General features: G+C 46.3%; 23 protein-coding genes. 2 read left to right on the forward strand and 21 right to left on the reverse strand.

The window, feature by feature from the left end:
* Positions 1-5 precede the first annotated feature (5 nt).
* From BLT91_RS12855 to BLT91_RS12930, 16 genes are all read right to left on the reverse strand, one after another.
* Complete coding sequence (locus BLT91_RS12855; RefSeq protein WP_254776921.1) at positions 6-665, reverse strand: alpha/beta hydrolase; 660 nt, start codon at positions 663-665, stop codon at positions 6-8.
* Between the two features lie 54 nt (positions 666-719).
* A complete protein-coding gene (locus tag BLT91_RS12860) occupies positions 720-1,457 on the reverse strand; it encodes a peptidylprolyl isomerase (protein WP_090821431.1) in 738 nt (245 codons plus the stop codon).
* A 44-nt stretch (positions 1,458-1,501) separates the two neighbouring features.
* Positions 1,502-4,030 carry a transglycosylase domain-containing protein gene (locus tag BLT91_RS12865; RefSeq protein WP_254776922.1) on the reverse strand — a complete coding sequence of 843 codons (2,529 nt, stop codon included), beginning with the start codon at positions 4,028-4,030 and terminating at the stop codon, positions 1,502-1,504.
* Positions 4,031-4,171: 141 nt separating this feature from the next.
* Positions 4,172-4,408, reverse strand: a complete 237-nt coding sequence (hfq, locus tag BLT91_RS12870) for an RNA chaperone Hfq (RefSeq protein ID WP_090821433.1) — start codon at positions 4,406-4,408, stop codon at positions 4,172-4,174.
* A gap of 65 nt (positions 4,409-4,473) precedes the next feature.
* Positions 4,474-5,445: a tRNA (adenosine(37)-N6)-dimethylallyltransferase MiaA gene (miaA, locus tag BLT91_RS12875; protein WP_090821435.1), complete on the reverse strand. Its 972-nt coding sequence runs from the start codon at positions 5,443-5,445 to the stop codon at positions 4,474-4,476.
* Positions 5,436-6,212: a class I SAM-dependent methyltransferase gene (locus tag BLT91_RS12880; RefSeq protein WP_090821437.1), complete on the reverse strand. Its 777-nt coding sequence runs from the start codon at positions 6,210-6,212 to the stop codon at positions 5,436-5,438. The genes miaA and BLT91_RS12880 overlap by 10 nt, the downstream gene beginning before the upstream one ends.
* Positions 6,213-6,216: 4 nt before the next feature.
* Positions 6,217-8,262, reverse strand: coding sequence for a DNA mismatch repair endonuclease MutL (gene mutL / locus BLT91_RS12885; RefSeq protein ID WP_090821439.1), 2,046 nt, complete (start codon positions 8,260-8,262; stop codon positions 6,217-6,219).
* 5 nt (positions 8,263-8,267) lie between these two features.
* Entirely contained in the window at positions 8,268-9,704 is a 1,437-nt protein-coding gene (locus BLT91_RS12890) for a S41 family peptidase (protein WP_090821441.1), read from the reverse strand.
* A 45-nt stretch (positions 9,705-9,749) separates the two neighbouring features.
* Positions 9,750-12,383 carry a DNA mismatch repair protein MutS gene (gene mutS, locus BLT91_RS12895; protein WP_090821443.1) on the reverse strand — a complete coding sequence of 878 codons (2,634 nt, stop codon included), beginning with the start codon at positions 12,381-12,383 and terminating at the stop codon, positions 9,750-9,752.
* 227 nt (positions 12,384-12,610) lie between these two features.
* Positions 12,611-14,080 carry a putative amidoligase domain-containing protein gene (locus tag BLT91_RS12900; protein ID WP_090821445.1) on the reverse strand — a complete coding sequence of 490 codons (1,470 nt, stop codon included), beginning with the start codon at positions 14,078-14,080 and terminating at the stop codon, positions 12,611-12,613.
* A gap of 144 nt (positions 14,081-14,224) precedes the next feature.
* The gene (cotE, locus tag BLT91_RS12905; protein ID WP_090821447.1) at positions 14,225-14,791 is read right to left on the reverse strand and encodes an outer spore coat protein CotE; all 567 of its coding nucleotides are present in this window, start codon (positions 14,789-14,791) and stop codon (positions 14,225-14,227) included.
* Positions 14,792-14,873: 82 nt separating this feature from the next.
* Positions 14,874-15,866: an aromatic acid exporter family protein gene (locus BLT91_RS12910; protein WP_090821449.1), complete on the reverse strand. Its 993-nt coding sequence runs from the start codon at positions 15,864-15,866 to the stop codon at positions 14,874-14,876.
* A gap of 70 nt (positions 15,867-15,936) precedes the next feature.
* Positions 15,937-16,779, reverse strand: coding sequence for an ABC transporter permease (locus BLT91_RS12915; RefSeq protein ID WP_090821451.1), 843 nt, complete (start codon positions 16,777-16,779; stop codon positions 15,937-15,939).
* Positions 16,776-17,546 carry an ABC transporter ATP-binding protein gene (locus BLT91_RS12920; RefSeq protein WP_090821453.1) on the reverse strand — a complete coding sequence of 257 codons (771 nt, stop codon included), beginning with the start codon at positions 17,544-17,546 and terminating at the stop codon, positions 16,776-16,778. Before BLT91_RS12920 ends, BLT91_RS12915 begins: the two co-directional genes overlap by 4 nt.
* A gap of 44 nt (positions 17,547-17,590) precedes the next feature.
* Positions 17,591-18,604, reverse strand: coding sequence for an ABC transporter substrate-binding protein (locus BLT91_RS12925; protein WP_090821455.1), 1,014 nt, complete (start codon positions 18,602-18,604; stop codon positions 17,591-17,593).
* Positions 18,605-18,780: 176 nt separating this feature from the next.
* A complete protein-coding gene (locus BLT91_RS12930; RefSeq protein ID WP_090821458.1) occupies positions 18,781-20,301 on the reverse strand; it encodes a carboxypeptidase M32 in 1,521 nt (506 codons plus the stop codon).
* Positions 20,302-20,446: 145 nt separating this feature from the next.
* Here BLT91_RS12930 and BLT91_RS12935 point away from each other — a divergent pair, with 145 nt between their 5' ends.
* Together BLT91_RS12935 and BLT91_RS12940 are read left to right on the forward strand one after the other, a co-directional pair.
* A complete protein-coding gene (locus BLT91_RS12935) occupies positions 20,447-20,770 on the forward strand; it encodes an iron-sulfur cluster biosynthesis family protein (protein ID WP_090821460.1) in 324 nt (107 codons plus the stop codon).
* Positions 20,771-20,818: 48 nt separating this feature from the next.
* Positions 20,819-21,397 (forward strand): beta-class carbonic anhydrase, encoded by a 579-nt coding sequence (locus tag BLT91_RS12940; RefSeq protein WP_090821462.1) that lies wholly within the window; start codon positions 20,819-20,821, stop codon positions 21,395-21,397.
* Positions 21,398-21,458: 61 nt separating this feature from the next.
* On the opposite strand, the gene BLT91_RS12945 is transcribed toward BLT91_RS12940, so the two are convergent.
* The 5 genes from BLT91_RS12945 to BLT91_RS12965 form a co-directional block, all read right to left on the reverse strand.
* Positions 21,459-21,818 carry a hypothetical protein gene (locus tag BLT91_RS12945; RefSeq protein WP_090821464.1) on the reverse strand — a complete coding sequence of 120 codons (360 nt, stop codon included), beginning with the start codon at positions 21,816-21,818 and terminating at the stop codon, positions 21,459-21,461.
* Between the two features lie 87 nt (positions 21,819-21,905).
* Complete coding sequence (locus BLT91_RS12950; protein ID WP_090821466.1) at positions 21,906-22,514, reverse strand: hypothetical protein; 609 nt, start codon at positions 22,512-22,514, stop codon at positions 21,906-21,908.
* Positions 22,515-22,617: 103 nt separating this feature from the next.
* Positions 22,618-24,072 (reverse strand): sensor histidine kinase, encoded by a 1,455-nt coding sequence (locus tag BLT91_RS12955; RefSeq protein ID WP_090821468.1) that lies wholly within the window; start codon positions 24,070-24,072, stop codon positions 22,618-22,620.
* Positions 24,065-24,793, reverse strand: coding sequence for a response regulator transcription factor (locus BLT91_RS12960; protein WP_090821469.1), 729 nt, complete (start codon positions 24,791-24,793; stop codon positions 24,065-24,067). The genes BLT91_RS12955 and BLT91_RS12960 overlap by 8 nt, the downstream gene beginning before the upstream one ends.
* Complete coding sequence (locus BLT91_RS12965; protein WP_090821471.1) at positions 24,790-25,323, reverse strand: DUF309 domain-containing protein; 534 nt, start codon at positions 25,321-25,323, stop codon at positions 24,790-24,792. Before BLT91_RS12965 ends, BLT91_RS12960 begins: the two co-directional genes overlap by 4 nt.
* Between the last annotated feature and the right edge of the window lie 91 nt (positions 25,324-25,414).

A 25,414-nucleotide genomic window follows, 5' to 3' on the forward strand; every position in this document is an offset into this window, starting at 1 on the left:
CCATGCTACTCCTTATCCAAAAATGCGCTAACTTGACGAAAAAGCGCAGCTGCATCATCACTAAGACAAATTAGATGGTTGGATCTTGGATGCCAATGGAGCTCGCGTATACCTCTCAGTTTACTGTATATGTAGCGCGCACTCTGGGGATGGATCACATGATCCTTCTCGGACTGTGCGACCAGCGTGGGTATACTCACCTGACTTAGCTCTGGTTTCAAATGCCGAACTAGTCGAGTAAACTGCCAAGTGGCACTTAATGGCGTTGATTTGGCTTTAAACAAGTTCAATTTCCTTTTATATTTCCACTCTTCACGAATAACTTCAAGCATTCTGCCTGGACTGATATAGATCACTGCTGTGTTGAGTAAAATGAGCCTCCGGACTGGGTATCGCACTGACAGATAGGCCGCAAGCAGCCCTCCCATTGAAAACCCAACTAAGTCGAATGTCCCATACTCACTCGTCATTCTCTCCGCATGCTCTTCTGCAGCTCGAACCCAGTCCTTCCAACGAGACGACTTCAATTGATGATAAGAATCTCCATTCCAGGGGAGTCTGGGTACCTCACAAAGATGACCGCTTTCACGTAAATGCCGAGCCAACGGCTCAACCTCATATGGTCCACCTGTGAATCCGTGGAACAATAAACATGGCTGTTTCACCAGACATCCTCTCCAATCAAAGTTCCAACAATATCTTGCTGTTAGTAAAATATTCTATTTTTCTTTGATTGTGATGGTGTTGATCGTTACCTTTTCTTTAGGCTTACTAGGTGAGGAATCTCCAGTGTTTGGATCCCGCTCAACTGGCGTTTCTGCGATCTTCGCAATCGTGGCCATGCCCTCTGTAGTCACTTTTCCAAAAATGGAGTAGTTAGGCATTTTATTCAGAGATGTGCAGTCTTCTCCCGAACAAACGAAAAACTGGCTGCCATTGGTATTCGGACCGGAATTCGCCATCGCGACAATCCCCGGTTCATACTTATGCGTGGTTTTCAGCTCATCTGCAAACTTGTAGCCAGGACCGCCCCTGCCAGTTCCTTGTGGGTCTCCCGTTTGAATCATGAACGTTTTGATGATGCGATGGAACGTCACATTGTTATAGAAACCTTCTTTGGAAAGAAACACAAAGTTGTTTACCGTCTTCGGAGCTTCCTTCGCAAAAAGATCAATCGTAAATGAACCTTTCGACGTCGTTACTTCGGCTTGATAATTTTTGTTCGGATCGATAATCATCTCCGGTGCTTTACTCCATTGCTTAGATGCTGCAGCAGGTGAAGCCGCTGGGGATGCTGCAGGAGAAGCCGCTGGTGCTGTAGCGCCGCTTTTAGGCGTTGCTGTGCTACCAACAGATTCCGGCGGTTTGTTGCCGCAGGCCGAGGTGAGTAAAGTCAACGTGATCAAAGCAAGCAGGAGAAACTTAATTGGTTTAAGGATGTTGAAGCGCAAGTTCATTGTAATTTCCTCCGTAAATGAGTTTTTGGGATTTGAACGGATCTTTATTTTGGCATCGGTATAATAATTTGCCCATCTTGCTTGCCGTCATTCGGCTTATCTGTTGGACCATCAACCGGCCTGTTTGCCGGTGATGGACTTGAACTGACGTTTGGACTCGGACTCGCCCCAGGCTTACCAGTGTTACCCATTGATGGTGTAGGTTTCGCACCCGGAGATGGCGGAGTCACGCCAGGTGAGGGAGAAGGTGAAACTCCTGGATTTGGAGACGGTTTGGAACCGTCAGGAAGCGTGCCATCCTTCGGGATTTCGACGGAAACCACATTCGATTTAACACCTTCAATATTAGAGTCCAAATTAATCGGAACAACGTAATATTGATACGTTTCTTCGCTGCTCACGGAAGTGTCATTCACCACATTCGTTGCCGAATTAATCAGCATTTTCGGCTCTGTTTCTTTGGAACCTTTCCGATACAGTTGATAAGCGATCTTCTCGCCAAGTGATGCCCAAGTAATTTTGACCGACTTCTTATCCGGCTCATAAACAGCAGCCAAATCGGTAATGCCACTTGGTGGTTCGGTTAGATCAGGTACACCATCAGGCTTCACGAAGTTCGTAACAGGTCGGCCTTCCAGCGACTTCGACATGACTTCTTTGAAAATAGCCGAAGGGCTTCCACTTCCCACAGTGACATAGTGCTTCGAATCGACTTTATCAAAGCCCTCCCATACAGCAGCCGTCCATTCCGGCGTATAACCGACGAACCAGACGTCGCGATCATACTGCTCAATGCCCTTAATATCCAACCCCGTTGACCCTGTTTTACCTGCAACAGGACGATTAATTTTCGCTTTTGCACCTGTTCCGCCTGGTTCTACAACGCCCTGTAGCAGAAGCGTCATGTAATAAGCGGTTTTAGGCTGAATAACCTGTTTCTTCTCAGCCTTATAAGCGGCAATTTCTTTGCCTTGCGCATCCGTAATACGTAGAATAGCATGCGTCTTATTTTGCATCCCTTGATTAGCGAAAGCCGTATACGCCGTCGCCATTTGCAGGGGAGATACCCCATCCGTAAGTCCACCTAACGCGATAGATAAATTTTTGTCCTTTTGAGTATTGAGAGGAGCTCCAATTTTATTGGCAAAGGAAATGCCAGCATTCACGCCCATTCTCTCCAATAACCAAACAGGAGCCAAATTGTAAGACTTTTTAACCGCCTCAAACATTGTCACTTGTCCATGAGTTACACGGTCATAGTTGCGCGGGGAATAGGTTCCATTCGCGAAAGAGGTTTGCGTATCATCCAGCATAGAATACGGCGTATAATTCCCGCTTTCCAATGCTGGACCGTAGGCTGCTATCGGCTTGAACGAAGAGCCTGGCTGTCTTTTGGAATACACACGACTGAATCCTCTCGCTTTGTAATCCCGGCCGCCGATCATCGCCATCAAACCGCCTGTTTTATTATCCATAATGACCATGGCGCTCTGAATCTTTTGACCATCGGAAGCATCCTTTTGGAAAAAGCTCGGATTCGCATACGTCTGCTCCATTACCTTTTGTGCCTTCGGATTCATCGTTGTATAAATGCGGTAGCCTTTGGTCAGCAATTCATCTTCATTGATTCCATACATGTCTTCCGCTTCATTCATCACATAATCCACGTAAGACGCGTAATCCTTAGGGCCTTGACTAGCCGCTGCAGGTGGTACATAATCCACAGCTGTGGCTTCAGCACGCTCAGCTTCTGTAATATAGCCTTGATCCATCATCAGCTTAAGAACGACAGCACGACGTTCCTTCGATAAATCGGGATTCGCGAGAGGCGAATATTTGGTTGGCGCCTTCGGCAAAGCAGCTAGCGTCGCCATTTCCCATACTTTCAAGTCATTCAGGTTGGATTTACCGAAATACACCTTAGCTGCCGCTTTAATGCCATAAGCGTTGCTGCCGAAGAAAATACGATTTAAATATCTTTCCAAAATTTCATCCTTCGTATATTTTTCATCCAAGGCAAAGGCGATTGACATTTCCGTCCCTTTACGGAAAGCTGTTTTCTCGGAACTCAGGAATACGTTCTTAGCGAGCTGTTGGGTAATTGTACTTCCGCCCTCTACAGCACTCATATGAATAATATCTGTGACAACCGCTCGTCCGATTGCTCTTAAATCAACACCGGAATGCTCATTGAAACGGCGATCCTCCGTCGCAATGAAAGCTTGCTTCAATCGCTCTGGAACGTCTTTGATATTCACACTTTCACGGTTTTCACCTTTATAAATTTTGGAAATTTCTGTTGGAGGCTTATCTTTGCCTTCTTCTTGCGCATAAATGAGCGTCGATTCACTTGTTGTTTCGATCTTGTCAATGTTCGCCTCAAGAATTTTGAAGCCGTTCATAATAACGACGATGTAAATAGCCATCGCACAAATAATAGCTAGAATCGTAGCAATAATCGAGCCCATAATTAGTTTGCGAAAATTAAATCCCTTTTTCTTAGATCCTTTTTTATTTCCTTGTGGTTTAGTCTTAGTATTCGTCGTTGACTGTTTATTCGTAGGTTTCTCCAAATCCACCGACTCCCTCGTTGTTTATTTCTCTATCTATTAACTAACAAAAGAACAACCTTAATCAAGGTTGCTCCACAAGTTTCTATTCATTTAGACGTTTCAGTCCATTAAAAAGTTGCAAGACGTACAATGTAGGAGTGATTACTCCGAAGCTTCTGCAGCCATTAAAGACACGGCTCGTTGTGGTGTGAAGGTGGAGATGGCATGTTTGTACACCATTTGTTGACGGCCCTCACTGTCGATAATGATCGTGAAGTTGTCAAAAGCGCGAATAAGTCCTCTGATTTGAAACCCATTGGTTAAATATACGGTAACGGGAATGCTTTCTTTGCGCAGTTGATTTAGAAAATTGTCCTGGATATTAATGGATCTGTTCATCAGTTGGTCCCCCTTAATGGAATGAAACTTTCGCCAGACGGCGCTATTTTCTAGTGGTGTATTTGTTAATTATATTCAATTTTATGTACAAACTTTCCTGCTAGTATATCATTAATAATTTGGAAATGGGCAGAAAAATTTGCTGATTCCGTCACATCCAACCAATGAATGTCTTTCATATGCCGAAACCATGACAATTGGCGCTTGGCAAATCGGCGCGTGTCACGCTTCAATAGCGTCACTGCTTCCTCTAGGCTCAATTCACCTTCCAAATAGCTGACGATTTCTTTGTACCCGAGCGCTTGCATAGAAATTGCTTGTTTCGGACAACCTGCGGCCAGTATCGACTGGACTTCTTCGATAAGTCCCTCCTGCATCATTGCGTCGATACGTTCTTCTATGCGCTTATAAAGCAGTGCACGATCCATCGTCAGTCCAATGATACATAGTTCGTAGGGAGACTCTTTTTTCTGGGAGGCTAAATGGGTTGACATCGTTTCACCTGAGACATGGTAAATCTCAAGAGCACGAATCACACGTCTACGGTCATTGGCATGAAGCCGATCGGCACTCGCCGGGTCAATATTACGCAGCTTCTGATGCAGCGCCTCATCCCCAAGCTCAGTGGCAAACGCCTCCTGTTCCTGACGGAACGCTTCATCCATACTGACGTCCGTAAACTGATAATTGTAACACACGGACTCGATATAAAGTCCCGTTCCTCCAACAATAAAAGGAAGCTTCCCACGTGAGTGAATGTCCAGAATCAAATCCTTCACACGCTCTTGAAATTCAGCTGCCGAAAAGGGATAGGAAGGATCATGAATATCAATCAAATGATGCGGGACAAGCTTCTGCTCAACTTCGCTCGCTTTGGCTGTTCCAATATCCATACCACGGTATACCTGCATGGAATCTCCGGAAATGATTTCGCACCCAAACTTCTGGGCAATTACTAAACTTAGTTTGGTCTTACCTACTGCCGTGGGACCAAGAAGCACGAGTAATTTCGGCTTGGCTGATGGGGCTAACACAATCGAATCACTCCATACGTTGTTTTGGTCGTTGATCGTAATACATGCTCAAACCCGAGCCGGGCAAATTCTTTACTATCTCTGTTCTCTTTGAGCACAATGCTCTTACGTGCAACTCTCCTTGCTTCTGCGATGGAGGCTACGTTGACGGCTTCATCATTCGCATTGCGTCTAAGAAGAGAAATCGCTTGAGATTCCTCAATCGGACTGCGAAACATCGGATCGAAATAGACAACATCCACACTTTGCGTTGCTAATTGCTGCAAATAGGCAAGGTGATGCGTCTTTCTGACCGTGATGCGCCTCATGGCCTCGTTAAGCTCAGTTATTTCTGATTCATAGACGGCTAAGCCTTCTTGAATCAGCATAGCTGGAATCTCTTCGCTTTCTAGTGCTGTGACGCTTCCTTGTGGGCCGACAGCAAAAGAGAAAACGATAGAATCCGACGCTAAACCGGCTGTACAGTCTACAATCGCATCGCCGATTGCTGCACCAGACGCTTCAATCAATAAATCGGATTCGCCTTGCAGCATGCGTTTGACACGAACGAGTGCCATACTTGGATGGAAAAAGTACGCAGGACGGTCATCTTCATAGTACCTGATCTCATCTCTGGTCACAAGCAGAAGGCAATCATCCTCATAATTTCTCCTAAGATGTTCCAAAGAATACTTCCTTCGGGGTACGATCTGGCCGCCATACGAAGCAGCCAGCCGCCCTGCCTTGTCTAATAAGGCATTGGAAGGGTTATACGAAGTTGTCACTAACACAGTTTTACATCACTCGCTTAAACATTTTTTCCAGTTCATAAGTCGTAAAGCTGACGACGATCGGCCGTCCGTGTGGACAGGTGTAGGGATTACGGCAACCTGAGAGCCGGTCAATTAGTGTTTCCATCTCGAGGACACTTAGTCCTTGATTCGCTTTGATTGATGCTTTACAAGAGCACATTATAGCAGCCTTTTCCCTCAGCTTGGCAATATCGACTGCCTTTTTCTCGCTGAGGACCCATTCGCACATGTCTTCAACGATCCCTTTCTCTTCCCCTGACGGAAACCAGTGCGGATGAGCACGGACTAGAAACGTATTCCCCCCGAATGCTTCCATAAACACGCCTGCTTGTTCAAAAAGAGACAGTTTCTCGGCAACAATACCTGCTTCGGACGGTGTAAATTCTAAGGTAATAGGAACGAGCAATTCTTGGCTCGCCTCAGCAGGATTGCCAAAACGCTCGTAATAATATTCATAATTAATTCGCTCATGCGCAGCATGCTGATCAATCAAGTACAAACCTTCTTCATTTTGGGCGACCAAATAAGTACCGTGCATTTGACCAATCGGGTCTAATCTGGGAAATGCGGGCAGTTTTGATGTCTCGCTGTCCTGATTGGAAGGCAAAAGGTCCATGAAGGCTTCATTCGTGCGGCGCTGCTGCTGAATGGATGTACTTCTAGGATTGCTACCTGCAGAGGTGTAAGTGTTGTTCGAAGGCGATGATGCTCGACTCGCGTAAGAAGCCCCCGAGTTTGGCGAGCTTTTTTGAGGTTCTGCTGCAGATGGCCTAGTTATCGTCTCAGAAGCCTTCACAGGTTCCGATCTGTAAGGTGAGACGATTTCTTTCACTTGCGGTAAATCCGTTCTATCCGCAGCCATGGATACACGTTGTACCGTAAAATCAGGGAACGTTGAACTTGACTGTGAAGTTAACGGTGATGAAATCGGTGATGCCGGGTTTGAACGAGTAGAAGGCTCCACTGTTCTTGCGAGCTCCAGCTGCTCCTGTACGTATGCCCCCTTAGGCGCAGCCGCCTTTACTCCCTGCGGGATCAGCACCTGCCTACCAAACAGTCGCTTCACTTCCGCTTCAATCAAAGCGGTCAACTCCGCTTCCTTACTGAAGCGGACCTCCAGCTTGGATGGATGCACATTCACATCCACCAGCGCGGGGTCCATCCCGATTTGCAGCACAGCAACCGGGTAGCGGTTGATCGGCAGCAGGGTATGATAGCCCTGCAGCAGCGCTTGATTCAGCGCGAAATTGCGCACATAACGACCATTCACAATGGTCGAGATGCCGCCACGGTTCGCGCGGGTCATTTCAGGCTTCGCCACGAAGCCCGTGATCGTGTAATCCAAGCTTTCCACTTGGATAGGGAGCATCTGCTTGCCAATGGCGGTGCCATAAATACCGGCAATGACTTGCAGCAAATCTCCATTGCCCAGCGTTTGCAGCAGGAGATTGCCATTATGTTTTAACGAAAAGGCAATGCCAGGATGAGCCAGCGCTAATCTGTATAAATAATCAGAGATGTGGCCAAGCTCTGTCTGGATCGTTTTCATGTATTTCAACCGAGCCGGTGTATTATAAAATAACTCCTTCACTGACACTTCCGTTCCGCGTGAAGCAGCGGTTTCATCGACGCTGCGAATCGTCCCGCCTTCAATGAAAATTTTCCGCCCCAGACCATCATTCGAAGAACTAGTGACACACTCCAGCCTGGATACCGATGCTATACTCGGCAATGCCTCGCCACGGAACCCTAAGGTACGTATGGAAAATAAATCTTTGCTTGTCGAAATCTTGCTCGTCGCATGGCGCTGAAAAGCTAATTCACAATCTTCCAAAGCCATACCTGAACCATTATCAGACACACGTATTAGCTGGAGACCACCCTCCTCGATCGTCACATCAATTCGTGTACTATCGGCATCGACTGAGTTCTCGACAAGCTCTTTCACCACGGAAGAAGGGCGTTCAACCACTTCCCCAGCGGCAATTTGGTTCGCTATATGTTCACTTAAGAGTTGAATTTTGCCCATAATTCCTAGTTCCCCTTTACAGCACGGATGGAAACATTCTCTCCTTGATCATTCACCTGCAGCTGTGGAAAATAATCATCAAACAGATCGACATTGACATAGCTAGTCCCATTCTCAATAATCAGCTTATCAGCTTCAACAGGAATGGCGTGAGTTCCTTTGTTGTCGGAAATATCGACTGTACGATTGGCCTCATTCCATGTGATCGTAGCCCCGACAAGAGCCGCAAGGCCGCGTGTAGATGCATACAATTTTCCGTTTTCATGAAAACTCCCGAATCCACTTCCCATTTCAACCCCGTTGTAGGTGACTTTGTGCTTGGAAATCTCGACCTGAATATCTGATATTCCCGCTGTATGTAAAGCGGTAATCAGTTGAGCAGCAGCCCCATCAACTTTGATGTCTGGTGTAATCCCGACTTTATTCACTTTTCGCTTATTCGGCGTTAAATACTCTTCAACCGTCACTTTCAGCGCACTGTTGTTATCCAATTGATACAGCTGCTGAACGCTGCCTTTGCCATATGTTTGCATACCGATCACTTTGGCTACGTGATAGTCCTGCAGAGCGCCTGACAGCACTTCTGATGCGCTAGCACTATTCTCATTCGCTAAAATATAAACTGGAATTGACAATTCAGATCCACCACTAATCAATACCGGATCATCCACGCCATCTCGGTCTCTAGTATGAATCAGTACGCCTTCTTTGACAAAATGTTTCGCAATGTTCTGAGCCGTATCAACAAGTCCACCCGGGTTGTTTCGAACATCAAGAATTAACGTTTTCAATCCCTTTGCTTGCAAATCAGCAAGCTGTTTGTCAAAATCCTCGTCTGCATCGCTAGAGAAGTCTGTGATCTGAATATAGCCAACACCATTTGTGAAGCTCTTGCTATACACTTCCGGGACATTGACCCCGTTACGAGTAATCTCAACGGTTAGTTCTTTATCCTCACGCTGCACGGTAACCTTTACTTTCGTTCCAGCCACACCAACGATTTTGTTTCGGACTTCCTCAATGGAGGTCTTAGAAGCAGGAACGCCATCCACGGCTCGGACATAATCATCGCGCTTTAAGCCGGCTGATTCGGCAGGGGAACCAGCGAAAACCTCAGACAAATAGATACCTTTGTCATCAATCCCGATACGAGCGCCCATGCCTACATAATTATTTTCTAAGGAGCTAGAGAACTGTCCATATTCTTCTTGACTAAAAAACACCGTATATGGATCTTTCAGGCCTTCGACCATTTGCTTAATGCTTTGATTGGCTAGTGCTTCTTCCGTCACACCGCTCACATGCAGCTTGCCGATGATTTCTCTCACTTGCTGCGTTTGTAAATCCTCTTGCGCCATCGCGCTTACGGGCAGTACCGTCAAAAGAGCCGACACAATAGCTAGTGAAACCTTCATTGTTTTCAATCTTGGCTGATCTTTCATGTGCGTCTCTCCCTGATTATGAAATAATTAGGCTGCCGTAATTGGTTATTGCAGCTTTTGCTTCCATTCATATACTAAATTGAGCGCCTGCAATGGCGTCATATTGATTAAATCAATGCCTTTCAGCTGATCGAGCACCAGCTGAGATTTGCCGTCCGGCTTCTTCTTGACGGCAAGGTTTTCCTTGCTGTCCTCCTCGAAGAGGGAAAGCTGCTGGATAGGGGCTGCCGCTGGTGCGTCGTTGGCAGCCGTGGTTGCGGTTGCGGCGATCTGCGCTGCGCCCGCCGCCCGCTCTTCAAACCCATTCAACAGCTCATAGGAGCGCTGAATGATCGCATCTGGCAGTCCGGCGATTTCGGCACAGTAGATGCCGTAACTCGTACTGGCTGCCCCGGGGATGAGCTTGCGCAGGAAGGTCACCTGCCTGCCGCTTTCTTTCACGGCCATGCAGTGGTTGCGCAGATGCATAAGGCTTTCTTCCAGATGCGCAAGCTCATGGAAATGCGTCGACACGAGTGTCTTACAGCCGATTCTATCGTGCAAGAACTCGATGACCGCCTGCGCAATTGCCATGCCTTCTCCAGTCGAGGTACCGCGGCCAAGCTCATCGATAATGACGAGGCTCTTTCTCGTCGCCTTCTCCGTCATCACTTGGATGTCCATCATCTCGACCATGAACGTGCTCTGCCCGCCGATCAGGTCATCGGCGGCGCCGATCCGCGTGAAGATCCGATCGGTAACCGGGATGCGCGCAGATCGGGCAGGTACGAAACAGCCGATCTGCGCCATAAGGCAGATCACGGCGACTTGCCGCATATACGTGCTCTTACCGGCCATGTTCGGACCGGTAATAAGCAGGATGCGGCCCTGCTCCCCCTCAAGGCGCGAATCGTTCGCGATGAACGAGCCGTCTTGAATGACCGCCTCCACCACGGGGTGGCGGCCTTCTTCAATCTGGAGATCAAAGCCTTCGCCGATCTCCGGCCTGCGGTAATGCTGCGCCGCACTGACAGTGGCCAGCGATTGATACACATCGGCGGTAGCGATCACTTCCGCCAGCTTTTGTAATCTGGAGATATGCTGGGAAATCCGGTCGCGAAGCTCCGTGAACAGCTCGAACTCCAGATCAATCATTTTATCCTGCGCTTCCAGGATGAGCGCTTCTTTCTCTTTCAGCTCCGGCGTTACGTAGCGCTCGGCATTCGCAAGCGTCTGCTTGCGTTCGTAACGGCCTTCCTGCAGTGCGGACATGTTCGCTTTGGTGACTTCAATAAAGTAACCGAACACTTTGTTGTAGCCGATTTTCAGCGACTTGATACCCGTCGCCTCCCGCTCCTGACGCTCCAACTCCGCAATCCACTGTTTTCCGTTCTTACTCGCTTCCCGGAGTTGATCTAGATAAGGCTGATAGCCTTCACGGATCATCCCGCCATCACGAATGGATACCGGAGGCTCGTCCTCAATGGCGCTAGCAATCCACGACATGACATCATCACAGACGTCCATATTTTCGACCAGATTGCGCAGTGTTTCAGAGCCGGAAGCTGCACAAACTTCTTGCAGAAAAGGAATCTGCTGCAAGGAATGCTTCAAAGCGATCATATCGCGGGCGTTTGCATTCCCATAGGAGATACGAGCCACTAACCGCTCCAAATCGTAAACTTCCTTCAAAGCTTGCTTCACATCTTCCCGTACGATGAGCTGATTATAGAGCAGATTTACAGCTTCCAAACGCTCTTCAATGCGTGAAACGCTCATAAGCGGCTTTTCGATCCAACGACGCAGCATGCGTGCGCCCATGGCCGTAACGGTTTTATCCAGCAGCCATAGCAAAGAACCTTTTTTCGCTCGTTCACGAACCGTTTCTACTAATTCTAGATTTCTACGAGTAAAAGGATCCATCGTCATAAATTGATCGGGTTCATAGACCCGTATGTGCTTAACGTGTGTAAGTGCGCGTTTTTGAGTTTCTTTCAAATAGGCTAAAAGTGATGCTACACCATGCCGATTCAAAGCTGATAATGCAGGCAGCGCGGCATCTTCTGCAAAATGCTCGTCCAGCAGCTTCTCATCCGCCTGCGTCCATTCCGTTAGCACCGTGCTGCGGCCCCAAGTAAGGCCTGTTTCCCGAATGGTTGTTAATAATTCCTTATCTGTAATGATCTCGGAAGGGTTGTATACATTTAGTTCATCTACAACAAGCTCCCATGAATTAGAAAGCAGCGTTGTATACAGTTCACCCGTTGAAATATCGCAAGCCGTAAAGGCATACCCATCATCCTTACTCACTAGTGAGACGATATAATTATTGCTTGATTCTCCTAGCAGCTTGCTATCCATAACTGTTCCCGGTGTAACAATCCGAACGATCTCGCGGCGAACGACACCTTTGGCTTCGGATGGATCTTCCACTTGCTCGCAAATGGCTACTTTGAAACCCTTCTCGATTAAACGTGACATATAAGTATCTGCTGCGTGATGAGGCACACCGCACATAGGGATTTTCTCGTCAGCGCCGCCTTCTCTTCCCGTTAACGTAATTTCCAGCTCTCGCGAAGCATTGATTGCATCTTCAAAAAACATCTCATAGAAATCACCCAGGCGAAAAAACAAAAAAGCATCCGGGACTTGCGCCTTCACGGCCAAGTATTGCTGTATCATCGGCGTATATTGGGCCACCTTGCGTACCTCCAACCAATCACTATATTCAATGTCAAATCTATGAAACTACCAGTCATGATTTTCATATGTGTGTAAAAAAAACATGTCAGAGGCTTCAAAACGTCAGCCTCATCATGTAGAAAGCGAATGTCCAAAATCAGGGTGCTTTCCTCACATGATGAGGTGAGGTCTTGAGTTCTTAGCCTCGAATGTATAAGTATGTTTATGTCTGTATAGATACTCTATTATAACATGATTTGCTCCTCAAAAGCTTCTTTCCGATGGTACGGGGCAATTTTCCATGCTTTCCGAATATCCGCTCTTTCGTTCCATGGTTCCATCGATTCAATTCTTATTCGGAGACGTTCTAATACGTCTGCGAATAACTCATAACCCTTCAGCTGCTCGAGATCCTGCCAAAGCTTCGCAACCGTGGCTTGGAGCCGCTGTTTATCGCCGCGATAGTAGGCTGCCTGAATATCTGGGTCCTGCAGGGGCTGCCGCGGGAGCAGCCAGTAGTTGTCAGCGATTAGCGAAGCCAGCGCGAATACACCGCGCGTAATGACGGGTGACTGCATCCAGCTCGGCAGTGTACGGTACTCGAATCCCCCGTGCGACTTCTTGCGAAAGTCGCCGAGGTAGCCGTATCGAGGGCGACGCTGGCGCGTTGTGTCGCCCTCGATCAAGATCAAGGGCAGCGCGAGGTAGTTATCGAGCGCGCGCAGGAGATGCCCATTCAGCCAGCAGCGGCTGAAGTGAATATGTCCGCCCAGGGGGTAGCCCCCCACCGGCATGCCGCCCGAGAGCCACATGAGGCTCTCGTCACGAATTGCCCGCGAGGCGAGCTGCATCGTAGAATGCAGGTTTCTCGCCAGCTCTCGCGGGTCTGTGCTAGGCTGCGGGCGCAGCTCCGCCAGCGGCAAGATCAGTCGCTGCCCGCTGAGTACGATCGCATCGCAGCCGACTTCACCGTCCCGCGTCAGGAAGCGGTCGGCGAAGACGACGTTGCCCTGTGGGCTGAGCAGAAGGAACTCCGGGTCACTGCCGAGCATTGCCCGCTCCTTCCTGCGCAGCTCCTTCGTTAAGGCGAGCTCATAGCGATCGATCGCCTGCGCGAATAGCAGCGCTAGCTTCCCGTTGAGCTTCGGAACGGGATCCACGTCCAATACAAGCGTATGTCCGCTCGGCAATACACCGATGGTTACGAGCCCATAGTCCAGACCTAATGCGTAGATAGCTTTTACAGCCTCACGGCTAGCTCTGCGCACATGAAAACTGGCCCGTTCCGGAGCCACTTCTATGTAGGCCGAATTGGCATTAAATTGTCTTTGGACATAGAGCGCTTTCTCGGATAACAGGAGTGTCTCTTTTTTCTCATAAACAACCAATGTCTGTAAATGGAACACGGCCACCTTATATTTATGCGTAAATGCCAAGCGCTCATCCTTTGCCAGACTGCGTCCTTTATGAGAGGCTAGCGTCTTGATCCCATGCAGATGCAGCAGTTCTTCACGCTTCGTGCGTATCTTAGCCCTTAGAATAGCTTTTATGGGCTGCAACGCCGGCTTCTGTGGCCACTCATCGTGAGCTGCCCCCCAATGAATGATGATCTGGCCACCCCAATCGTCAGGAATCCTTGATCCATTCGGAATGCGAGTGAGACCCGCCAGCTCCAATGCTTCTTTTTCCTGTGCGTGCAGCAGAAATGTTTCCATCCATTTTGCCCCTTCTCGTTTCTCCTACCATCATTCCTATCCCTGATTCTGGTCAGCTGCCCAATTATTCGTATAAAACAAAAAAGAGGGCAAATGCCCTCTGCCGAACCTCTTTCACCAGCATACACTGGAGCATAAGATTCCTTAATCCAATTCATCCTCGAGCAAATCGGCGTCCAGATCCTCGAAATCACCATCGCCGTTGTCATCGAAATCCACATGCTTGTCGTCGAAGTCACTGGGGCTGTACGGGCTAACAATGACATTGACTTTCGTTTCGGCAATGAGCTCGACTTGGAACTCGCGTTCCACCCGAATAAGTACGCTGTCGCCGCTTGAAGAGATACTGGCTTCCACACAGTTCGGCTCTTGCGTTGCGACAGCGGACACTTCAGCTGTAGTTGGCTTATGTTTTTTGTCCAGATAGCTTAGCCCAACGATTTCTACATACGATACGGTTTCTTTTGCTACGTCTGTTTTGGTGTTACGATCGTAAGAATACCAGATGTTGATATCATAAGTACCAACTACCTCTACGCCATCTCCGGATTGGATCGACTCGAATTGGTTATTAATAATCCAAGCGCCCAATATACTGGTCGGAGAAAAGGGCGGAGTCACGGTATGACTTACATGCGAAAATTTGCGACCTTTACCGCAGACAGCTTTTGTAATGATCTCTCTGCTTTGCAAATCTTTATCTAATGACATCCTTTCAACCTCCTCCATACAATCATTCATTACAAGTGTATGCAGGACAGTAGTCTAGAGTGACAATTATTTTATATTATTTTTACTTGTTAAAAATACTTATATCTTTAAGAGTCAACCCCGCCTCCGGGCGTTGTTTTTTTTGTTTTTTAGCTATAGATAAATAGTGCATAAGTTCCCTGTTGAGCTGTAAAATGGCTGATCGCACCTCGAATTCCTCTCGGCTTGTCGGCAGCGCCAACTGTTTATAGCGAGCGTCCAGCTCTTGCAATTCTTTCTCCGCTTTACCTGTATAGTATTCTTCTTTTACAGTTTGACTAATATCTTCAAGAATTGCTGCGACCCACTCCCCTTGCGGCAAAGTCTGATATACCTGAGCAACAAGATCGATCATCCGGTGAATCGACTCCAACTGTTCGCCTCTCATATAGAAATAAACCCTCCAGTAAGGATCTCCACCGAAAATGAGTGTATTATCCATCGAACGTTTAGCCTGCCCCGTGCCTTCTTCAATCTCTTCACTGACTTCCAGAAGCTCTTTACCATCCCAGATAAACGTTTTATCACGAAGATGCTTAGCTATGTTTACGAAAATATCCGAGAATAACGCCTCGATTCTTTGCTTATGCGCCACAATCGCTTTATCCGCCTTCGGCATGTAGGCAATATTGATAATTGTCGCTGTACCTAAACCTATGAGCAATAATCTCATTTCATTCATAACAGCATCCCATCCGGCTGATTCATATGCGAAAAGATGCAGCATGACAACAGCCCCTGTAACCGCACCTTCTGTAATCCGAAGACGATGCAGCAGAGGAAATACAATGAGGATAAATGCACTGACGACCCACACATGGAAACCCAGCATCATAAAAAGAAAAGAACCAATTAGCAGCGCGAGCACAGAAGCTGTGATCCGATGAAGTGCGCTTTGAATACCTTTTCTCTTCGTCACTTCAATACCTAGAATGGCGAGAAGTCCAGCCGATGCAGGCGATTTTATCCCAATCACGTGCGCTAAATACATCGCTATAACGACCGCAAGCGCCGTTTTGAGCACACGAAGGCCCATAGCGTCTTCACCTCTTTACTGGTTTTAACTATGGGCTTATTATTTCATTTTGGGCAAAAAGTGGCAAGTATCAGCGGTGTTTGGTCAATCTTTTTTCCAAATTGGATACAATCTGATACATCAATGTAGCTACAAGTGCGATGACGAATAACGTGGAAATGACCAGTGTAAAATTAAACACTTGAAAACCATAAATAATTAAATAACCAAGACCCATTTGTGATACGAGAAATTCCCCTACAATGACACCAATCCAAGCCAAGCCCACGTTCACTTTCAAAGTCGAGACGATAGCCGGGAAGGAAGCGGGAAGAATGACCTTCAAGAACACCTTTGGCTGACTCCCCCCGAATAAAGTCACAACCTTCACATAGTTCTGATCCACCTCTTTGAAGCTCCCATAAACCACAAGCGTTGTGATAATAACCGTTATCGATAACGTTGTTGCAATAATCGAAAGCAAGCCTGGTCCCAATCCTACGATAAATAATGGACCCAGTGCCACCTTCGGCATACTATTTAGCACGACAATATAAGGATCAAGCACTTTCGATAGAAACGGTGACCACCAGATCAAGACGGCCAACGCTGTACCGAACAAGGTGCCTAACACAAAGCCAATAATTGTCTCTAGCACTGTTACTCCCACATGGGGAAGGAGGCTGCCGTCAAGAAGTTTATCCCAGAGCAGCTTAACTACTTTGCTCGGATAGCTAAAAAGAAGCACATCGATCCACTTTAACCGTGCAGCCGTTTCCCACAGGCAGAAAAATAAAAGCAAGATGGCAAGTTGAACAAGCTTTACATCCTTCGATTCTTTTTTCTTTGCCAAAGCAAACTGCTGATGAACTTGCTTTGTAAGAGAGTCGCATGCGGTGTCGTTTAAACTTGTCTGCAGCTGCCTATCGCTCATGAAGCATGCCCTCCAAACTCCTGCCAAATCAATCGAAAGAGCGCATGGAAACCAGGCAATTCCCGCGCCGCGAAGGGTATCGAAGCCCGAATCTCCTCCGGAATCACAAACTCTTGGCGAATTCGTCCCGGATTAGGATCCAAAACAATAATACGATCGCTCATCGCTATGGCCTCTGAAATGTCATGCGTCACGAGAAGAACCGTCTTCTTTTTAGCATGAAGGGTCTCCACGACTAAATCCTCCAACTGAAGCTTGGTTTGATAATCAAGCGCAGAGAACGGTTCATCCAACAGAAGAAGCTCAGGCTCTGTAGCTAACGTACGAACTAGCGCTACTCGCTGGCGCATGCCCCCCGAAAGCTGCGAAGGATAATAGTCCTTGAAGCTAAGCAGTCCCATCTCATCCAATAAGTGAAGCACACCCTGTTTCTTTTCTTTCGTTAACGTTCCTGCAATCTCTAAACCCATGCAAGCATTATCTTCTATCGTACGCCAAGGGAACAAATAATCCTGCTGAAGCATATAACCGACTCTTGTCGAGGGACCATTCACTTTCTTCCCCGCTACAGACACAGTGCCTACCGTCGGACGAATGAGCCCGGCAATGATGGACAAGAGAGTAGTCTTCCCGCAGCCGCTAGGACCGATTATACTAACGAATTCACCGCGCTGGATAGCAAAATCAATCTGCTGAACAGCGAGAGTCGCCCGTTCCTCGGTTACGTAAACTTGCGTCACGTCTTTTACAGTCACAGCTGTATCCATGTTCGTACTCCCCCTCTCGTTCAATTCATTGACTTTCCGGTTTGCTATTGTTTGATGCTTGATTTCGCTTTCTCAGCAAAGGTGTTGTTTACAAGTTTTTTCCAAGCCACTTTTTCCTTCAACTCACCTGCCGAAGTCATCACTTCCAGCAAATTATTCCACTCTTGCTCATCGACAATGCCATCCGTAGCGTAAGAACCTTGTTCCTTATAGCGTTTAACAACACTTTTCACAATTTCCACATCGATATCTTTAAAATAGGGCAGCACTGCGTTCGTAATTTCATCCACGCTTTTCGCTGCAACCCAAAGCTGAGCACGTTGTACCGCGTTAGTAAACTTCTGAATCGTTCCAGGGTTTGATTTCATGAAACTTTGTTTGGTCATAAAGACCGTGTAAGGTAAGTGTCCGCTTTCCACACCGAAAGAAGCCAAAACAAAGCCCTTACCTTCTTTTTCTATAATGGAAGCTTGCGGTTCGAAGAGTTGTACATATTCCCCTGTTCCAGATGAATAAGCGGATGCAATATTGGCGAATTCAATATTTTGAATAAGCTGCAGATCTTTCTTAGGATCAATATTGTGCTTTTTCAACGTGAATTCCCCTGCCATCTGAGGCATGCCGCCTTTTCTTTGACCTAGGAAAACAGACCCTTTCAGCGAGTTCCAATCAAACTTATCGACTTTCTTACGTGCAACAAGGAAGGTGCCATCCGTTTGTGTCAACTGAGCAAAATTAATGACGGGATCATCCGAGCCTTGTTGAGACACATAGATCGAGGTTTCCGATCCAACTAACGCTACATCAATGGCGCCTGAGAGCAAGGCAGTCATCGTTTTGTCGCCACCGGGTGTAGTAGTTAATTCAACGTCAAGTCCTTCTTCCTTGAAAAATCCTTGAGACAAAGCCACATACTGAGGTGCATAAAATAAAGATCGTGTAACTTCACCAATACGAACCTTGGTTGTTTCTGTGCTTTTCGTTCCACATGCCGAAACGATAACACTGAGCAGTAGGACTACAGATAATGCCAATCCCAATCTTTTCCGAATGTTCATAGACTGACCTCCGATAATAGTAGTACTGTATCGTATGCAGGTGCCCAGAAGTCGGTTAATTTTGTTTTTCTGAAAATAAATTGAATATCTCATTTTTCATCGACCTGATCAACAAAAAAACAGCATCTTATGACAGTTACTACTGCCATAAGATGCTGCTCGATACAAATTAAATTCTAAATACCATAAACTGACTTGTACTTTTCTTCCAAGTATTCAACCAAATAGTCGGGATTCAAATCCTCCCCTGTAACCTCGCGAATGATCTCATTCGGCGTCAACAGTTTTCCATGCTGGTACACTTTATCCGTTAACCATTCCTTAATCGGCACTAGGTTGCCCTCGGCAATCAGGCTTTCGAAATTTGGCAGCTGTTTACGAAGTGTATATGTGAATTGCGCCGCGTACATGTTACCCAGTGCATACGATGGGAAATAGCCAAATGCCCCCCCTGACCAATGCACATCCTGCAGCACTCCTTCGCCGTCATTCGCAGGAACCACGCCCAAATACTCTTCGTATTTGGCATTCCATGCTTTAGGCAGATCAGCTACGGCAATCGTACCGTTGAATAACCCTTTCTCCAGCTCATACCGGATCATGATATGTAAGTTGTAAGTCAACTCATCCGCCTCTATGCGAATTAATGATGGTTCGATATGGTTAATAGCACGATAGAAGGAATCAACATCTACATCATCAATCTGCCCGCTGAACGTCGTTTGCAGCTCGCCATAGTAACGATCCCAGAACGCTTTACTGCGGCCAATCACATTTTCCCAGAAACGGGACTGCGACTCGTGAATACCCATTGATGTGCCTGTGCATAGATTCGTGCCGATTAAATCTTTGGAAATATTTTGCTCATAAAGCGCATGTCCGCCTTCATGAATCGTTCCGAATAAAGCGGATGTAATGTCATTAGGTAAATAACGCGTCGTGATACGAACATCACCTGGATTCAGCGCCGTTGCGAAAGGATGCACCGTTTCGTCTAGCCGGCCCGCTTCAAAGTCATACTGCATTTGCTTCAAAATCGAAAGGGAGAATTGCTTCTGTTTGCTTATTTCAAATTGTTGATCCAAAAAGGATCGATTAGGCTGATTCGGTGAAGCTTGAATACGCTGAAGTAAGGGAACTGCTTTTTCACGCAGCGCACCGAAGACCTCATCTAATTTCTCGACCGTCATTCCCGGTTCATACATATCCAGCAAAGTGTTATATTTATTTCCTTCATAGCCCCACAGCTCAATAAATTCTTGGGTAGTCGCGACAATCTTCTCCAAATAAGGCTGGAACGAAACCCAATCGGAATTGTGCTTCGCATCTTCCCATGCGGATTCGGCTTGGGAGGTAAGGACAACATAGGCCTGATATTTCTCGGCCGGTATTTTTTTACTGCGATCATATTCTTTTTTGCATTCCAATACCATTTTTTTGGAAATGGCATCTAGCTTCTCCAGCTCCGAAGGCTGAATGAAGAAGTCCAAATAACTTCCCATTTCATCCGATGTCGACATGCGGAAAACTTCGGTGGATAGTTCTCCGACAACCTCGGAGCGAGTTTCTATCCCTTTTTTCGGAGCGCCGGTGCGCATGTCCCAATAAATTAAGGCTATGGCCTCCTCATACTGCTTCATTTTGCGAACATATGCCTTGAACGATTCCAGCTTTGCTGGGGCTACTTGCACACTCATGCTCTAATCTCCTCCCAAAAGTTTCTTAATTTATCATACTTCGTCCCCTACTCAGAATCAAATTTATGCTAGGTTATGTTAGAATAATGACAAGCCTTTTTTCAGAAGGTTGTTTTGGTACAAATATTTTGAAGGAGATGATTAAATGAAAATCACATTTACAGATACAGCTATACATAGATTGACACCAGTTGCAGGGCATAATGAAGCGATATTGAAGCTTGTTTTTGACACAGAAGGCTGCGGCTGCTCCGTGAACGGTGTACCTACCCTATGGCTAGTTTCGAAAGCGAATGAAGATGATATTACTGCTGAAACCGAGATTTTCAAGCTCATTTATAAAGCTAAGGACGAGATCTTTTTTGAAGAGAATATGAAAATCGACTTTCACGAAGGAAATAAATCCTATATACTGAAGAGTAATAATCAAATTTATAATGCGGGTATGAGCTTAGTCGACAAAAGATAAAGCTGCAGAAAATAGACAAGCAGCCATCAAATTACTTGGAGGGAAACCATGTCTTTGATTAGCGAAATCATGAATTATAACGAGGAATTTGTAGTATCGAAGCAGTACAAACAGTTTCTGACTACGAAATTCCCCGACAAACGGATGGTTGTTCTCACTTGTATGGATACGCGGCTGGTCGAACTACTGCCCAAGGCAATGAATCTCCAAAATGGCGATGCCAAAATCATTAAAAACGCCGGCGCCATTGTCTCTCATCCATTCGGCAGTATTATGCGCAGCATTGTTGTAGCTGTCTATGAGCTGGATGCAGATGAAGTCTTCGTCATCGGACATTACGACTGCGGGATGACGGGTCTAAATTCAGACAGTGTCATTGCCAATGCCAAGAAACGCGGTATTTCAGATGATGTAATAGCAACACTTGGCCACTCTGGTATCGATTTGTCCGGTTGGTTGACAGGTTTCGACCATGTTAGAGAAGGGATTGAGAAGAGTGTCAACATCATTCGGAATCACCCTTTACTTCCTAAGAATTTGCCGGTTCACGGTCTTATCATTGATCCGGAAACGGGTCGACTCGATTTGATTGAAGACGGTTATCATTCGAACGAATCAAACACATAATGAAAAAGGTGCTTATCCTTGCGGATAAGCACCTTTTATTTAATCATTTAAGCTATTTGCGCTACATTTTAAGCGTTTTGACCAAGCGTTTGGCGTCACCGTTAGGTGTTGCAACCACTTCATACAGGTTGATACTGACATCGGAGCCCAATTGTTCGGATTTAATAGTGCCAAAATCAATAAATTGAACACCGGACATAATCTTCTGCTGCCCTGTGAAGTTCATCGTCTTATCTTTGGGCTCGAATTGCGCGGTACCGGAAACGGAAGAGCGGATATTCCCTTTCTTGACATCAACCGTCACCTCTTTAACGTCCGCTGCTTTCGTTTTCTTCCCTTTCGCTAAATAAGCATATGAACCACCTGCATAAACGCTTACCGCGACAATTACAATGAACCACTTACTGCGATACCATTTCATGAAGTTATTTCCTCCTTAGCGATTTGCTTTAGCAAAACTTGCATTGTAAGACTCTGAGTTTTCATACGAAAGCTAGCAGCTTATCACCTAATCATGTTTGGACACCAGCAATTCCATTAATTGCTTTTCAACACTAATTCCCATACTTCTTGAATCAAATGGCTGATTTGCACCGTTAGCTTGTTCGATCATATCTGGTTCAACCTGCCGATCCGACTTTCTTTTTTGGATAAATGCTTCGACTCGCTTCTCCCTTTCTTCCAAGGAGAGCTCCTCACCCAAATTGTCTATTCGCTCCTCCATATGCTTCTTTACTTGGATAGATTGTTCATCCAGAAACGCTTTCTGCTCCGGAGTTAAGCCGCTAAGAACTTGCTTTCGTTCGGAATCATTCATGCTTCCTTCGTCCATGCTATTTCGAACAAGAGGCAGCATGTCACGGGCTTGCTTAGCCGTAATCGTAAGGGAGGCATTCCGATCCATACGAATCAATGCTTGGAATAGCATGACGAGCTGCATCTCTCGAAGATTTTGAACATTTTCAGTGGGGCTCTCTTCTTGAGGAGTTTGCCCGAACGTTGGAGAAGGCGATGCCAATGCCATAGAGGAATCAAGTGCAGGCATGTGTTGGTAACAACCGCTAAGCAGGAAGGAAATGAGTGTTAGACTCAACACCATTTTCTTTGTGTACCTCATCTTACATACACCTCCAAAACAAAAAAAATCCTGTCCAATAGCAACAGGATACGAGATAACCATGAATTAAGTTAGCTTTAGTTGTAAAAAAAATGTGAACAAACTACGAAATACGAGGAAAAGTAACACAAAATTCGGTTCCTTCACCTACCCGACTGCGAGCTTTTATAGCACCATGCATTCCTGACACTAAATGCTTCACAATCGTCAGACCAAGCCCTGTTCCTGACGAAACGTCTGACCGAGAAGTTCTAGCCTCATCTGCTTTATAAAAGCGATCCCAAATGCGTGCTAACTCGGCATCCGTCATTCCTGCCCCTGTATCACGAATATACATATGGACCTCGTGCTCTTGTTCTTCCAAGGCTACCGTCAACGTTCCGCCTTTTGGTGTGAATTTCAGTGAATTATAGATCAAATTCTGCAAGATTTGTGCGAATCGATCAGGGTCTAATTCAACTCGAGATGGTTCTTGATCTGGTTCAGGAAGTATGAGATGCAAGGCAATTTCTTTCTCAGCAATCGGCGCCTTCAACAGTTCCAACGATTCCTCCAGTGTTTCTGCCATTATCACAGGTCTCAGACGGAACACATCGATCCCATTTTGAATCTGCGCCAGATCTAATAGATCGGTCACAAGACGCTGCAAACGCTGAACCTCTTGATCGCAGATACGTAAGTAATGCGAGTATTTCTCTTCAGGAATGACCTTGTCGTTCATGGCCACAATAAAACCGCGAAGAGTAGTAAGCGGAGAACGGAGCTCGTGTGACACATTCGTCAAAAACTCCTGCCTTGTACCCTCCCATTCCTCCAGCTGTTCCACCATGAAGTTGAAGCTTGTAGCAAGCTGGCCTACCTCATCCTGTGAGGTTACCGGAACGCGGGTGGTGAAATCACCATGCGCCAGCTCTAGAGCGGCTCGATTCATCTGCTGAAGTGGACCTGCGAGTTTGCGGGAAATAATAAACAGAATGAAAGCAACGGCTAGCAAAGAAAACAATAAAGGGACCATAATGTTAACGCGAACTGCGGAAATGGCTTCACTAATATCTCCTGCTGGGAAATGAAGAATAATGACCAAAGGTTGTCCGTTTAATTGATAAGGGGCGTGATACGTAAAAAGATTAACGTTCCGTCCATCAGGCGTCGTTAAACCGACCATTCCATAACCGGAATGACCATGCAGACCATCAATAAACAACGTGTCCATTTGTTTAGGGATACCTCTACCTTCACTGTCCGAAGAGCCGTTTAAAATATTGCCCTTGTCATCAACAAGCCAAACTTGCCCATTAATGCTCCTAGCCAATATGCGAATGGTATATTTCAGTTCTCGCGTAGAGATCGTTCCATCCTGTACGGAATTCATTAATCGAGTGACTTCTACATAGCGTTTCTCGAGCAGTTCGATCTTATCTTTATAAAATAAATCCGTGAAATAATAGTTCCAGAAAAAGAATAGGCCAACGAAAAAAAGCACGCAGGTCGCCAGAAAGGATAGAAAAATTTTCAAATAGAGGCTGTTGTACTTCCCCATTAACCAATGTTTAAACATGCTGGACTACCTCAAATGAGTAGCCAATTCCCCACAGGGTCTGGATGTTCCACGTATCATGCTGTCCTAGCTTTTTACGTAAGTTTTTTACATGTGCATCAACCGTTCGCGTACCGCCTGTAAAATCAAAGTTCCACACATAGCCAAGCAGATCCTCTCGTGTGAAAACACGGCTTGGATGACTGGTAAGAAAAAACAACAGTTCGATCTCTTTCGGCGTAAGCTCAACCCGTTTCCCACCGACAGTGACCCGATACTGGTCAAGATCAATGACGATGTTGCCGATCTCCAGCCATTTGCGGGATGAACTATGATGGTTAGACGGCTCCGAAGACAGCTGAAACGTGCGGCGCAGCACAGCCTTGATACGGGCAATAAGCTCATTTGGATCGAAAGGCTTGACCAAATAATCATCAACACCCAAATTAAACCCTCTCAACTTATCGATGGACTCTCCTTTTGCTGTGAGGAAAATGATCGGAGTTTGATGAAAAGGGGCTTCCATCTTGCGGATTTGCTCGCATAGCTCATAGCCCGATATATCGGGCAGCATGATGTCTAGTAATATCAAATTTGGTTTCTCGTTAGCAATCGTTTGAAGTACTTCCTGCCCTCGCGTCAGCAAAATTGCCTCATAATTCGAATGCTCCAAATAAAGCCGAACGACTTCGGCTATATTCGGCTCATCATCTACAACAAGAACTTTACCCTCCGAACTCACCTGGCGCCACCCTTTTCCTTACGAATTTGCTGTTGTCTAGCTCTTTCTTCAATAACGTCAGAACGATCTCTTCGCGTATGCTTTTGGATGAGCAGCTCATCTGCCATTGGGCTTGGCGCCTGCCATGTGAGCCCTCTTCTCGTACTCTCTTCCAAACAGCAAGCTATCAGTTTGGGGTCGGTGATCGGCAAATTGATATCCTCATAGCGATAACCATCACGCTCGATTTGATTCCATGTTTGATTAATTAGCTCTTGAAGCTTCACAGCATCTAGCCCCAAAGAACTGACATGAGCAGCTTGCGCATTTTTTTCGGCGCTTTGCAGCATTTTCACAGCACCTGTTCGGTTTCCTCTGCGAATATGATACATCCCTACTGCAATTTGAATAAGAGCGACATAGGTTCTACTACGTTCATCCCCTGGATGTTCCTTCCAGAACTCCTCCATCACTTCATGGCATTCAAAATAATCCCGATGCGCATGGAAATATAGTAAGTAATTCGTGTATGCTTCCGGATACTGCTCCATGGATCGTTCCCCTTACCTTGTTGTGTGATCACGGCAATGCCTATTACTACTCATGTTACTCGAAAGTTGTGCCCCCGTCCAACATCATCAT

Source organism: Paenibacillus sp. yr247, from assembly GCF_900103825.1.
Taxonomy (GTDB): domain Bacteria; phylum Bacillota; class Bacilli; order Paenibacillales; family NBRC-103111; genus Paenibacillus_E.